This is a genomic window from Pseudomonas alliivorans (assembly GCF_017826695.1).
GTDB classification, from domain to species: domain Bacteria; phylum Pseudomonadota; class Gammaproteobacteria; order Pseudomonadales; family Pseudomonadaceae; genus Aquipseudomonas; species Aquipseudomonas alliivorans.
The window spans coordinates 314,266-327,677 of the sequence record NZ_JAFFZW010000001.1 but is presented as its reverse complement, the minus strand read 5'-3'; the positions used below and the strand labels follow the sequence as shown (position 1 = coordinate 327,677).

Here is a 13,412-nt window from a genome sequence, read left to right as displayed (position 1 = left end):
GCGAGTGGACCGGATGGCGGCACGCAATGACAAAAAGGTGTACCAAGCATGTCAACTGAATCGAAATGCCCCTTCAACCATGCTGCTGGCGGCGGCACCACCAACCGTGACTGGTGGCCCAAGCAGCTGAACCTGAAGATTCTGCATCAGCATTCCTCGCTCTCCGACCCGATGGGCGAGAGTTTCGACTATGCCAAAGAATTCAAGAGCCTTGATTTCGAAGCGGTCAAACAGGACCTGCGTGCTGTCATGACTCAGTCCCAGGACTGGTGGCCGGCAGACTTCGGCCATTACGGCCCGCTGTTCATTCGCATGGCCTGGCACAGCGCCGGGACTTACCGTACAGGTGACGGCCGTGGTGGTGCAGGTGCCGGTCAGCAACGCTTTGCACCGCTCAACAGCTGGCCCGACAACGTCAGCCTGGACAAGGCACGTCGCCTGATCTGGCCAGTCAAGCAAAAGTATGGCCGCAAGATTTCCTGGGCTGACCTGATCGTGCTGACCGGTAACGTCGCGCTGGAGTCCATGGGCTTCAAGACGTTCGGTTTCTCCGGCGGTCGTCCGGATGTCTGGGAGCCGGAAGAAGATGTGTACTGGGGCTCCGAAACCACTTGGCTGGGTGGCGAAGAGCGCTACGGCGCGCAGAAGAAAATGCAGCAGCCGGGCGACGGTACGCTGGTGGCCGAGCCTGAAAACCACGCGAACGAAGAAAGCCGCACCGATAAAGGCGAGCGAAATCTGGAAAACCCGTTGGCCGCAGTGCAGATGGGCTTGATCTACGTCAACCCGGAAGGGCCTGAAGGCGTGCCTGATCCGGTTGCGTCGGCGAAGGATATCCGTGAAACCTTCGGCCGCATGGCGATGAATGACGAAGAGACCGTGGCCCTGATCGCTGGCGGTCACGCCTTCGGCAAGACCCACGGCGCAGGCCCCGCCGACAACGTCGGTCCTGAGCCCGAAGCCGCCGGCCTTGAGGAACAGGGATTTGGCTGGAGCAACAAGTTCGGCACCGGCAAGGGTGGCGACACCATTACCAGCGGCCTCGAAGTGACCTGGACGTCGACGCCGACGAAATGGAGCAACGAGTACCTCGAAAACCTGTTTGGCTTCGAATGGGAACTGACCAAAAGCCCGGCTGGCGCGCATCAATGGACACCCAAGAATGGCGCGGGCGCTGGCAAGATTCCTGATGCCCACGACCCGGCCAAGCGTCATGCGCCCAGCATGCTGACGTCGGACCTGGCGCTGCGCTTCGATCCGGCCTATGAGCAGATCTCACGACGCTTCCTGGCCAATCCTGATCAACTGGCCGACGCATTTGCCCGCGCCTGGTTCAAACTGACTCACCGCGACATGGGCCCGCTGGCCCGTTATCTCGGCCCGGAAACACCTGCTGAAGAGTTGCTGTGGCAGGACCCGATTCCGGACGTCGATCACGCGCTGGTAGATGACCAGGACATCGCCGCACTCAAGGCCAAAATCCTCGCGTCGGGCCTTTCGGTCCCGCAGCTGGTTTCAACCGCATGGGCAGCAGCCTCCACCTTCCGTGGCTCGGACAAACGCGGCGGTGCCAATGGCGGTCGTCTGCGCCTGGCGCCACAGAAGGATTGGGCTGTGAACCAGCCTGAGCAGTTGGCAGGTGTCCTGAAGACACTTGAGGGTATCCAGAGCGAATTCAACGCAGCCCAGTCGAGCGGCAAGAAAGTTTCACTCGCTGACCTGATCGTCCTGGCAGGCAGTGCAGGTGTCGAGCAGGCTGCGAAAAATGCAGGCCAGCACGTCACGGTTCCGTTCACCCCGGGCCGCGCAGACGCGTCTCAGGAGCAGACCGACGTCGAGTCGTTCAGCTTCCTGGAACCGATTGCCGATGGCTTCCGCAATTACCAGAAAGGGCATTACAAAGTCTCGGCAGAATCGTTGCTGGTCGACAAGGCGCAACTGCTGACCCTGACCGCACCGGAGATGAGTGTGCTGCTGGGCGGTCTGCGGGTCTTGAACATCAACGTCGGCCAGAGCCAACACGGCGTGTTCACTGACAAGCCGGGCACCCTGACCAACGACTTCTTCAAGAATCTGCTGGACATGAGCGTCGAGTGGAAAGCGACCTCGGGTGCCAACGACACCTTCGAGGCTCGTGATCGCAAGACCGGCGCCGTCAAATGGACCGGCACCCGTGTCGATCTGGTCTTCGGTTCACACGCTCAACTGCGTGCGATTTCCGAGGTTTACGGCAGTTCGGATGCGCAGGAGAAGTTTGTCAGAGACTTCGTCGCGGCCTGGACCAAAGTGATGAATCTGGATCGCTTCGATCTGGCTTGATGTTCTGGATGCATCAAGTGCTCAGGAACGCCTCCCTTGTGGAGGCGTTTTTTTGTCTGATATCGAGCAAAAAGCCCCGCCTGCACGATTAGATTACAGATTTCAATCTCCCCTTGCCGCCGGCAGCGACCTCGGAAAGCACCTAACGGTTGGGCAGCGCAGACGTCAATAACGTGCAAGGCAACGTCGGACGGTTGATCGCCAATACACGGAAGTTCAAAGACAGTCTTGGCTACTGATCGCGGTTCAGCAACAGCAGCAGCTAGCTGACGCCGCAGCCAGGTCGTTGAAGGATAGCTTCGCACCCGTCTGACCACGCCTGCAACGCGCCTTAGATGCTGCGCAACACCCACTACCTTCCCGCTGGTTCCAGCAACACGAATGCCTTCGATCAATCAAGCTGCAAGGTACTCGTGACGCAGACATACGACTTTCAACAATCGACAAGCTATCAAGCACATCCACTACCAAGGACGAGAAATGAGGAAAAAGTGCATCTGGCGAAGGCGTCGAAACGATCTACGCTTACCCTCAAACTGATCTCCCGGATTCGTCGTTTGTTCACTTAGATCAGAATTTTTGTGCACCCTCAGGCAAACACCTTTGGCTGAGGGTATAAGAGGTTCGCAATGCTATACAGCGTTCAACTGGTGGGCTGACGCGCTAGCCAAACTCCAGTAGCCGCCCTCTCGATCAAAAGGCCGGTCGGTGCAGCGCGGCGCGACATCGAGAGTGCTTACTGCTCTCGTCAGCGTGAACATCTGAAGGACTGAACAACACACTAATGGGGGCAATTTTTTGCGTCTACCCCCCTTTGAAGCAGCAAGGAGTGCGAGCTTTTGAAGGCCAACGGTTTCAATGTACTCAGCAGATGGATTGCGCCTGTTTTGCTGGTAGGACTGCTGATCAGTTATGTCGCCAGCCTTGAACAATCCAAAATAATCGACCGAGAAACAAATGGGGCACTTGAGGAAGTAGGAAGAGTTTTCGGTGACAGTCTGCAGGCCCGACTCAGGATCTATGAATATCGCCTGCGAGGCCTGCGCGGAGCCATCCATATGCTCGATCTGGATCATGTCAACAGCAGTCAGATGAGCCGCTACAGCCAAGGACGGAACATAGAGAAGGAATACCCTGGCGCGCGAGGATTCGGGTTCATTCGGCGAGTTTCAGCTAAAGAGGAGTCCACGTTTCTTACCCGAGTAAGAGCGGATGGAAATCCCCAATTCAGTGTGACCCAGCTCAATAGACATTCCGGTGATCGATTCATCATTCAATTCATTGATCCACTGGCGCGCAATGCTCAGGCACTGGGGCTGGATATTGCCTCTGAAGAGCGACGTCGCGATGCAGCTGTTCATGCCATGCGCACCGGAGTTGCAACCCTGTCTGCGCCCATCACACTGAAGCAGAACAGCGAAGACCATTTGCGTTCCTTTCTTTTCCTGCTCCCCGTGTACCGCACGCCTGAAACACCAGCTGATGTGGAACAGCGTGAAGCAGCCCTTATTGGCTGGACTTACGCACCTCTGGCCATGCGGGAGGTCATCAGCAACCTCGACCCAGCCAACCAGAGACTGCATTTGGCGCTTTATGATGTAAGCGATGGCGAACAGTTGCTCTATCAGTCTCCTGGCGGTACCTCGGAGCCGGAGGTTGTGCATACGCACACCCTGAAACGCGAGATATATGGACGCGTGTGGCGTATTGAAATCGCAGCTTATCCTAGTTTCGTAAGCGGACTCGGTGCGGCTCCAGCCAGCCGGGTATTTTTGATCGGGATTATGGCAAGCCTTTTTTTGACGGGGCTGATCGCCACCTTGATGCTCTCACGTCAGCGCAAGCAGCAGGTGATTGCGGGCCAAGCCAGACTGGCAACCATCGTTGAGAACTCCAGCGATGCCATCATTGGTGAAGCGCTGGATGGAACGATCATTACCTGGAACCGAGCGGCCGAGCAGATGTTCGGTTACAGCGAGCAAGAGGTACTGGGCAATCCGCTTGCTCCTCTTCTGGTTCCCTCCTCTCGGGTTCATGAGGACGAGGAGCTGCTTGAAGGCGTCGCGCGAGGTGAGCGGGGTTCGACCCTGGAAACCCAGCGCCTGCACAGAGAGGGTCATCTGATTGACGTGACCATCACCTGCAGCCTGATCCGCGAAACGGATGGAACCATTCTGGGCGCTGCCAAAATGATGCACGACATCACTGACCGAAAGCGCGTCGAGCGCTACCTGATGGAGTTCAACGCCCAGCTTGAGCGGCAAGTTGCTGAACGCACCGCCGAACTCTCCAGACTTGCCGGCCTGCTGCAGGCGGTACTTGATGCCTCCTCGAAAGTGTCAATCATTGCCACCGACCTCCAGGGACAGATCATCGTCTTTAATCGAGGCGCCGAATTGTTACTGGGCTACAGCAATTCGGAAATGCTCAGGCGCAGAACGCCCATGGATTTCCATCTTCAAAAAGAAATCGATCAGCGCTCCAAAGAACTGAGCATCGAATATGGCGTGCCAATCGAAGGTGTGGATGTCTTTTGCTACAAAGCAGCCATGGAGGGCTCTGAAACGCGAGAATGGACCTATGTACGCAAAGACAGCTCAACGATACCGGTGTCGATGATCATCACCCCGATCCGGACAGCCGAGGGTGAACTGACAGGCCATCTGGGCATTGCTCAGGACATCACAGAGCGACTTCGCAACAGCGCAGAGATACAAGCCGCCAAAGCGAGCGCAGAGGCCGCCAATGCGGCCAAAAGTCTGTTTCTGGCCAATATGAGCCATGAAATTCGTACTCCCATGAATGCAGTGATCGGCATCGCCCATCTGCTCTACAACACGCCCTTGAATGAGCAGCAACGCCAATTGCTATCAAAACTGCAGATTGCCGGACGATCCCTGATGGGGATCATCAACGACATTCTGGACATTGCCAAAATCGAGGCCGGAGAATTGCGGCTGGAAAGCAATCCCTTCAACCCGCGGCAACTGCTCTCCGAGCTGCGCGACCTGTTCACCCCACAAGCTCAAGAAAAAGGTTTGCACTTTGCCGTCACCGTCCTCACTCAATTACCACCACGGCTAATTGGCGATGCCTTGAGAATTACTCAAATCCTGATGAATCTAGTGGGCAACGCTTTGAAATTCACGGCTGAAGGCGGTGTCGAGGTGACCGTGAGTAGTGAGAGCCTGGATGCTGACGGTTGCTGGCTTCGATTTACTGTTCGCGACACAGGTTGTGGCGTGGCGCCTGACGTGCTTGATCAGCTGTTTTCTCCATTTACCCAGGCTGATGCTTCCACTACCCGGCGTTTTGGCGGCACCGGGCTTGGGCTATCAGTGGTACGCGGGCTGGCCGAGCAGATGGGAGGCCAGGTGGGTGTAGAAAGTGAACCTGGCTCAGGCAGTGCGTTCTGGGTCTTGCTGCCCTTCAAGGTAAGCAAAAGCGATATCGAACCCTCGGGAATGCCAGGTAGCCTGGAGGTACTTATCATTTGCGAGGACACATACGCGTCCAAAGCTCTGCAACGGTTGTGCCGCGGCTTTGGCTGGCGCGCGACCTGCCCTGTGGACGAACAAGGACAGCGCAGCGTTTTGGAGCAACTCAATCAAGAAGGCCATCCGCAACCTGATGTGCTGCTGCTGGAGTGGCAAAGCCCGAACACACAGGACATTCAGCGCCTGATCAAAACCACGCATATCCCTGTCATTCTGGTTACCGAGCCTTCGACCAAGCTGGAACTGGAACTGGTCGCCACCAAAGTGCTGCTTAAACCATTGGACAGCTCCGCACTGTTTAATGCCGTCAACACGTGTGTTGCGGAATACCAAGGCAGTACTGAAAGGGTCATCCAATCGACACGCATGGACACCACCGTCAACCAGTGGCTCACAGGACTGAACCTGCTGCTCGTCGATGACAGCGAAATCAATCTGGAAGTCGCAAGCCTCCTGTTGCAACAACAGGGCGCTTTGGTACAGACCGCAGCAAATGGTCTGCTAGCTCTGGAAAGTCTGCGTAAAACCCCCGATTTCTTTGATGCTGTTCTGATGGACGTGCAAATGCCGGAGATGGACGGGTACGAGGCGACGCGACGGATACGAAGCGAACTGGGTCTCACACGGCTGCCCATCCTGGCACTGACGGCAGGCGCACTGGCCGAAGAGCGGCGGCGGGCTGAACTGGCAGGCATGAACGACTTCCTGACCAAACCTCTGGAACCTGTAGCCCTTATCAGAGCCATACGCCTGGCGGTTGAGCGAGCCCGTGGCGCTCCGCTGTCGGTGGGCAAAACCTCGCAAAATATACAGCCGACCGCGGAGTGGCCTCAGATAGAGGGAATTGAAATAAAAGAAGTTGCCGACAGGCTTGGAAATGACCTGCCATTATTTCTGACCTCCCTTCGACGCTTTTTTAGCGAGTTTGCCAGGTTCGGAGATAGAACATCGGCTTTGCGCCTAATAGATTCAGCCCCAAGTGAGTTGATTGCAGATCTACACAAACTGCGCGGCGTTGCTAATTTGCTAGGCGCATCGACGCTGGGAAAACTTGCCGGGCAGGCGGAAACGCTGCTGCTCGACGGAAAGGATCCATCGCATGCTTTGGAAGCGGTAAGCGATGACTTTTCGCTGTTTCAGAATCGGTGTGCACATTTGCAGAACGCCCCCTTGCCTACCCCACGTGCCGATAACGACATAGAGACAGCGACACAGGCATTGGCGATTCTACAAAAACTGCTCAAACACCACGATATCGCGGCACTGGATCAGTTTCCGATGGCAGTTACGGCTCTACAGGCCGCCGCTGGCGCCGCATTGGTTGAGCAACTTTGGCAAGCTATTGAAAGCCTTGAGTTCGAGAAGGCCTTGCTGTTACTCGAGCGCGCCGATTTGCGAACGGAGTCTTGAGATGCAATCTACCCCCAGCTTATTGATCGTGGATGACGACATTTCTGCCATCCGGGTACTGAGCAAAACCTTGCAAGGGCTTGGTCAGATACGCTTTGCCACCGGAGGTGCTCAGGCCCTGAAGATGATTCAGGAACTGCGCCCGGACTTGATCCTGCTTGATGCAGAAATGCCGGAAATAAGCGGATTTGAAGTTTGCGAAATCATTAAGGACGACCAACTCCTTAGAGACATTCCCGTTATATTCATCACAAGCCATACTGAAACTCGAATAGAAGAAGCCGGGCTGGCGCTAGGGGCGGTCGACTTCATCGGGAAGCCTATTCAACCGTCAATCGTGACAGCCCGCGTAAAAACACATCTACGTCTGAAAATGGCCATTGATCAGCTCAATCTGTTGGCACAGACGGATGGCCTTACCGGATTGGCCAATCGTCGTTTTCTTGACCAGAACATTGAGCGCGAATGGCTGCGTGTCCGGCGTACTCAAAGTGCGTTTTCACTATTACTGCTGGATATTGACTTTTTCAAGCGTTACAACGATGCCTACGGCCATTTGAAAGGCGACGAATGCCTGATTACCGTCGCTCACGCTTTAAAGGATTGTGTGAATCGATCCACGGACTTGGTGGCCCGCTATGGAGGTGAGGAGTTTGCGATTCTCTTGCCCGACACAGGAGCAGAAGGCGCATGCAGGTTGGCGGATGAAATTGTCACTCATATCTTCAACCTGGGCAGGCCTCACGAGACCAGTGAATGTGGCCGTTTGACCGTTTCTATCGGGGTGGCCAGTCTTGAAGCTGGCACAGACACTGTCATAAACAGTGCAAAGACTGTCGCCACTCCGTCCGACTTGATGGTGGTGGCATTACTGGCAGAAGCTGATCGCGCCCTCTACAAAGCCAAACATGACGGTAGAAATTGCAGCAGGCTGGTACCAATAACGCTCAAGGATTGAGGTGATCAAGACGACAAAGCAAGAGGCTGCGGGCTCGATCAAACAAAACCAGTGGACTTGCCCCTGCAAAACCGGACACTAATACCCAGCCCCCACAATCGCAACAGGCTAAGTCGCGCCATGCGAGCGGCTGGACTGATAGGTATGACTCAGCAGACTACGATGGCATTCACCTCCAGCAGATGTTTGCGGAGTCGGCCTGCATATTCCTCGGCGACAGCCGCCTTAACGCTCGCGCGCTTGGCCAGCGCATGCCGCCACTCGGCAATGCGGCCAAGTCCATCAAACAACGGATGACCTGGTTCGAATCCCAGTATGTCGAAGTAGCCCATTAAAGCGAACGCCCACCATCAACAATAATTTCCGTTCCCACAGTCCAACAGGACTCGTCCGATGCCAGATACAGAACCGCCTTGGCGACTTCTTCAGGCGTACCGAAACGGCCAAAGGGTATCGTCGCAGCGATATCTTTATTCACCTGCTCGCGATAGGCATCGGGGATGCCCAGCTTGTCGTACAGCGGAGTATCGATCGGGCCAGGGCTGATCGCGTTTACACGAATACCCCGCGGGAGAAGCTCGCTGGAGAGCGTTTTCGACATGCTCAGAAACGCCGCCTTCGTTGCCGCATAAACGGATGAACGCGCGTCGCCCAAGTGTGCACTTACCGAGGTATTAAGAACCACCGATGCAGGATTGGAGAAGACCGGCAGCAATGCTTGCAGGAGGAAGTAAGGGCCTTTGACGTTGATGTTGAAGGAGTGATCAAACATCTCCTCGTTCCAGTCTTCGATTGGCATCCAGACGGATACTCCGGCATTGAGGAAGGCAACGTCGAGCTGCCCGTAATGAGACTGGACAGCCTGCGCCAGCTCCTTCTGGGCTGCGACATTAGCTGAGTCGGCTCGCAGCACCAGGACTTCGCTACCTAAAATGGCTTGAGCATTTGCCATGGACTCAGGATTGACACCTGTGACGATCACGCGTGCGCCTTCGGCGAGAAATTGCTTGGCGGTCTCCAGACCGATGCCGCTGGTGCCGCCAGTGATGAGGGTACGCTTGCCTTGTAAGCGGGACATGTCAATTTACTCTCGTTTGTGACGGTCAGCCGGACGACTGACCTTCTGAGAGCAACTATATGTTCATGCCACTGCGCTGATAAGATGGGGCTAATAGCATAGGACTCATGCGAAATCTGCATGAAAAGAGGCGTGATGGACCGGTTATTACTGATGAGCTGCTTTGTGCGCACTATCGAGACAGGTAGTTTTTCCGCTGCGGGACGTGATCTGGGGCTAGGGCAACCGAACGTCAGTCGTTACGTCGCTGCACTTGAAGACCATTTGCAGACCAGGCTGCTTCACCGATCCACTCGAAAGCTGACGCTCACGCCCGAGGGTGAACGGTACTACGCAGATGCGCGGCGTATTCTGGACTCGGTGGAACAGTCAGAGTCCTCTCTGAGAGGGAACGTAACGCCGTCTGGGTTACTGCGCGTCGCTTGCCCGACCGCATTGGCTCACACCTTCATCGTGCCGCACGTCGCGAGCTTTCTAGGGCGCTATCCCGAATTGTCGCTCGATCTTCAAATCAATGATCGCTACGTCAATCTCGTCGACGAGGGTGCAGAACTCGCGATTCGTATTGGGCATCTGGAGGACAGCGCAATGCGAGCCCGGCCACTGGCATGGTTCGAGCGTGTGTGCGTTGCCAGCCGTGCGTACCTGGAGAAACGCGGCTCTCCCTCTTCGCCTGATGACCTGAAGGACCACGACTGCCTTATTTACACCCTGCTCTCTACCGGAACCAATTGGCGGTTTAAAGACAGTGAAGTCCCGATCTCCGGACGACTGCGTGTCAACTCGCCTGAAGCGATACGGGAGTACGTCAATGCAGGATTGGGAATCGCGCAGGGGCCTCGATGGCTTTACGAGGAAGGGTTGAAAAGTGGCAATCTTCAGTTGGTGCTTAACGACTACGTGGCACCACCTGTCCCGATCCAAATCGTCTACCTGGCAAATCGGCTACTGCCCCAGCGAGCCATCGTTTTCATGGATTTTATGGCAGATGTTCTTGCAAAGAGCTCTGCATTCGATAAGCGCCCGAAGTAGCCTTCTATCCCATGGCCAAGGACGGACGGAGAACCAGCAGCAGGCTGCTGACCATTCCCGGCTCCGACCTGACAATCTTCAAGGCAAAAAAAAAATCTGGAAATCCGCATTTTCATGGGCCTTCCAGATTTTCGAAATGGTGGGTCGTGTGGGATTCGAACCTACGACCAATTGGTTAAAAGCCAACTGCTCTACCAACTGAGCTAACGACCCTCTGTTGTGTGGCGCGTATATTACTGATTTTTATGAGTAATTCAACACCTATTTTAAAAAAACTTAAAAATAACGCGTCGGGTCTGCTACGCCCGCTGCGGCGAAGCCTTCTGCACGCAGGCGACAGCTGTCGCATTTGCCGCACGCGCGGCCCTGATCATCGGCCTGGTAGCAGGAAACCGTCAGCGCGTAATCGACGCCCAGCGCAGTGCCGGCCTTGACGATGTCGGACTTGCTCAGGTTCTGCAGGGGTGCGCGGATGGTGAAGCCCTGCCCTTCCACACCGGCCTTGGTCGCCAGGTTCGCCATACGCTCGAAGGACTCAACGAATTCGGGGCGGCAATCCGGGTAGCCCGAGTAATCCACCGCGTTAACGCCGATGAATATGTCGCGCGCGCCCAGCACTTCTGCCCAGCCCAGCGCCAACGAGAGGAAGACGGTGTTGCGGGCCGGCACATAAGTCACCGGAATGCCTTCAGAGGGTGCCTCAGGAACCGCGATGGAGCTGTCGGTCAGTGCCGAGCCGCCGATGCCATTGAGATTCAGGCCGATCACCTTGTGCTCGATCGCACCCAGGTCGCGCGCGACCTGCGCGGCGGCATCGAGCTCGGCGCGATGACGCTGACCGTAGTCGAAGCTCATGGTGTAGCACGCATAGCCTTCGGCTCGGGCCATCGCGACGACCGTTGCAGAGTCGAGGCCGCCAGACAGCAGGATTACGGCTCTTTTCTCAGTCATGTTCAATTCAGTCATCTCAGCGCCCCGGCTCGTCGTCCCAAAGAAATTTGTGCAGTTGCATCTGCAAGCGTACAGGCAGGTTGTCCGCCACGATCCAGTCGGCCAGATCACGGCCTTTCAGCTCATGATGGCTGGCGGAAAACAGAACCTCGCCGGCCCGGCGATCAAGCCCGTATTGAATGAGCTTGGAAACGGCCCAGTCGTAATCTTCCCGCGAACAGATCACGAATTTGACCTGATCGTTGGGCGTGAGCAGTTCCATGTTTTCGTAACGGTTGCGCGTGACCTCTTTCGACCCGGGGGTCTTGAGATCGACGACGCGGCTGACACGGGGATCGACCGCCGAGATATCCAGCGCACCGCTCGTTTCCAGCGAAACCTCGTAGCCTTCGTCACACAGGCGCTTGAGCAAAGGGATCGCATTGGGCTGGGCCAGCGGCTCGCCGCCGGTCACGCACACGTAGCGAGGACGATAGGCCGCGACCTGCCCCATGATGTCGTCCAGCGTCTGGATGGTGCCGCCAGTGAAAGCGTAGGCGCTGTCACAATACTGGCAGCGCAAGGGGCAGCCGGTCAGGCGTACAAATACGGTGGGGAGCCCAGCCGTACGGGTTTCACCCTGTAACGAGTGAAATATTTCAGTAATGCGTAATGTGTCTTGCATATCAGCCACGGGCGTAACAGCTAAACAGGCCGTCCGCCTCCGTCAGGCACTTCAAGGAACCCTGCACTCGCAGAATCCAGAGAAGCGTAATGTGTGTACCGGAATTTCGGGTGCGAGATTCTAACGAAAAAAGCCGCGACGAGCGCGGCTTTCTTGATTTGCGAGTCAGGACATCAAAGCCGCTGAAGGTCTCGCTGCGCCAACTGGGCGGCAGAAGTACCCGGATATTGGGCAACAACCTGCTGCAGAATGCCTTTAACCTTGTCATTGTGACCCAGGCGGCGCTCTACATCGGCCAGTTTGTACAGCGAATCAGGAACCTTGGCGTGCTTGGGGTATTGCTGACTCACTTTGGCGAATGCCTGACCTGCGCCTTGAAGGTCGCCCTTGGCCAGATTCACTTCACCCAGCCAGTACTGAGCGTTGCCCGCATACGAACTGTTGGGATACTTGCGCAGGAAAGCGGTGAAGGCCTGACTGGCCTTGTCGAAATCCTTTGCCTTTATCAGATCGAAGGCTGCTTCGTAATAAAGCTTTTCCTTCGCCGGGTCAGGAGGCTCGGTGCCTGCTGCCGGTGCCTGAGCGGCTTGAGCCGACGGCGTCCCACTGGCGTCTACAGCGCCACCAGAAGGTTGAGAATTATTGGTAGCCGGAGCGGCAGCGCCACTGGCTATACGCTGATCGAGTTCCTGATAACGCTCCAGAGCTTCCTGCTTCATGCGCTGGATATCGTTTTGCTGAACCTCGACAAGCCCGCGCAAACGCGCGATCTCTTCCTGCATTTGCTGCAACTGCATGAACAGCTGACCTTGTGCCGAGGGAGGGGGTGTAACCCCTCCCCCGGCATAGGCGCCGGACGTGCCATAACCCGCTGGCGGATAACTGCTGCTGCCAGAGCCAGAATTGTTATCGACCACAGGAGCCGCACCCAACGCTGAAAGCGGAAGGGCGAGGGCCAAAACGGTTAGAGCACGTCGGCACGTTCGCATGTCAAATTACTTACGCAGTTCGACGCGACGGTTCTGAGCCCACGACTGCTCGTCGTTGCCGGTAGCAACTGGACGCTCTTCGCCGTAGGAAACCAGTTCCAGCTGAGCTGGGGAAACACCTTGCAGTACCAGGTAGCGCTGAACGGCTTTCGCACGACGCTCGCCCAGTGCCATGTTGTACTCACGAGTACCACGTTCGTCGGTGTTGCCTTCCAGAACAACGCGAGCGCCGTTGGATTTCAGGTCTTTAGCGTGCACGTCCAGGGAGCGCATGGCTTCTGGCTTCAGGTCCGAACTGTCGTATTCGAAGTAGAAGGTGGTGATTGCGCGCAGAGCAGCTTCTTCGCTCAGGGAACCGTCAACAGCACCAGTGTTGGCGCCGTAACCAGCGTTAGGGTCGACAGCGCCAGCACCGGCATTGTCGCCGCCTTTGGACGAGCAACCTACAGCTACAGCCATGGCCAGAGCCAGCGCAGCAAACTTACCAAACTTCAGCATTTCCATCTTGAAACTC

The 13,412-nt window shown here is 56.3% G+C and carries 10 protein-coding genes, 1 tRNA gene and 1 pseudogene; 5 read left to right on the top strand and 7 right to left on the bottom strand.

Annotation, left to right across the window (positions count from 1 at the left end):
• Positions 1 to 48: 48 nt before the first annotated feature.
• From katG to JTJ32_RS01525, 4 genes and pseudogenes are all read left to right on the top strand, one after another.
• The gene (gene katG, locus JTJ32_RS01535) at positions 49 to 2,319 is read left to right on the top strand and encodes a catalase/peroxidase HPI (protein WP_184319027.1); all 2,271 of its coding nucleotides are present in this window, start codon (positions 49 to 51) and stop codon (positions 2,317 to 2,319) included.
• Between the two features lie 149 nt (positions 2,320 to 2,468).
• Positions 2,469 to 2,555 (top strand): annotated as a pseudogene (locus tag JTJ32_RS26650) (type 4 pilus major pilin); the annotation flags it as partial.
• 603 nt (positions 2,556 to 3,158) lie between these two features.
• Entirely contained in the window at positions 3,159 to 7,226 is a 4,068-nt protein-coding gene (locus JTJ32_RS01530) for a CHASE domain-containing protein (RefSeq protein ID WP_236059146.1), read from the top strand.
• A 1-nt stretch (position 7,227) separates the two neighbouring features.
• Entirely contained in the window at positions 7,228 to 8,184 is a 957-nt protein-coding gene (locus JTJ32_RS01525; protein ID WP_184319024.1) for a diguanylate cyclase domain-containing protein, read from the top strand.
• Positions 8,185 to 8,333: 149 nt separating this feature from the next.
• On the opposite strand, the gene JTJ32_RS01520 is transcribed toward JTJ32_RS01525, so the two are convergent.
• Both JTJ32_RS01520 and JTJ32_RS01515 read right to left on the bottom strand, forming a co-directional pair.
• Complete coding sequence (locus JTJ32_RS01520; protein WP_236059145.1) at positions 8,334 to 8,516, bottom strand: hypothetical protein; 183 nt, start codon at positions 8,514 to 8,516, stop codon at positions 8,334 to 8,336.
• Positions 8,516 to 9,262, bottom strand: coding sequence for an SDR family oxidoreductase (locus JTJ32_RS01515; RefSeq protein WP_184319021.1), 747 nt, complete (start codon positions 9,260 to 9,262; stop codon positions 8,516 to 8,518). The genes JTJ32_RS01520 and JTJ32_RS01515 overlap by 1 nt, the downstream gene beginning before the upstream one ends.
• Positions 9,263 to 9,397: 135 nt before the next feature.
• Between JTJ32_RS01515 and JTJ32_RS01510 the strand changes: the two genes are divergently transcribed.
• A complete protein-coding gene (locus tag JTJ32_RS01510; protein WP_210040500.1) occupies positions 9,398 to 10,294 on the top strand; it encodes a LysR family transcriptional regulator in 897 nt (298 codons plus the stop codon).
• A 137-nt stretch (positions 10,295 to 10,431) separates the two neighbouring features.
• Here JTJ32_RS01510 and JTJ32_RS01505 read toward each other — a convergent pair.
• The 5 genes from JTJ32_RS01505 to pal all read right to left on the bottom strand — a co-directional run bounded on the left by JTJ32_RS01505 (position 10,432) and on the right by pal (position 13,402).
• A tRNA-Lys gene (locus JTJ32_RS01505) sits at positions 10,432 to 10,507 on the bottom strand.
• A 63-nt stretch (positions 10,508 to 10,570) separates the two neighbouring features.
• Positions 10,571 to 11,245, bottom strand: a complete 675-nt coding sequence (gene queC / locus JTJ32_RS01500) for a 7-cyano-7-deazaguanine synthase QueC (protein ID WP_184319015.1) — start codon at positions 11,243 to 11,245, stop codon at positions 10,571 to 10,573.
• Positions 11,246 to 11,261: 16 nt separating this feature from the next.
• Complete coding sequence (queE, locus tag JTJ32_RS01495; RefSeq protein WP_099229789.1) at positions 11,262 to 11,909, bottom strand: 7-carboxy-7-deazaguanine synthase QueE; 648 nt, start codon at positions 11,907 to 11,909, stop codon at positions 11,262 to 11,264.
• A gap of 173 nt (positions 11,910 to 12,082) precedes the next feature.
• On the bottom strand, positions 12,083 to 12,898 hold the full coding sequence (gene ybgF / locus JTJ32_RS01490) for a tol-pal system protein YbgF (RefSeq protein ID WP_054998489.1): 816 nt from the start codon (positions 12,896 to 12,898) through the stop codon (positions 12,083 to 12,085).
• 6 nt (positions 12,899 to 12,904) lie between these two features.
• Positions 12,905 to 13,402, bottom strand: a complete 498-nt coding sequence (gene pal / locus JTJ32_RS01485) for a peptidoglycan-associated lipoprotein Pal (RefSeq protein WP_025994450.1) — start codon at positions 13,400 to 13,402, stop codon at positions 12,905 to 12,907.
• Between the last annotated feature and the right edge of the window lie 10 nt (positions 13,403 to 13,412).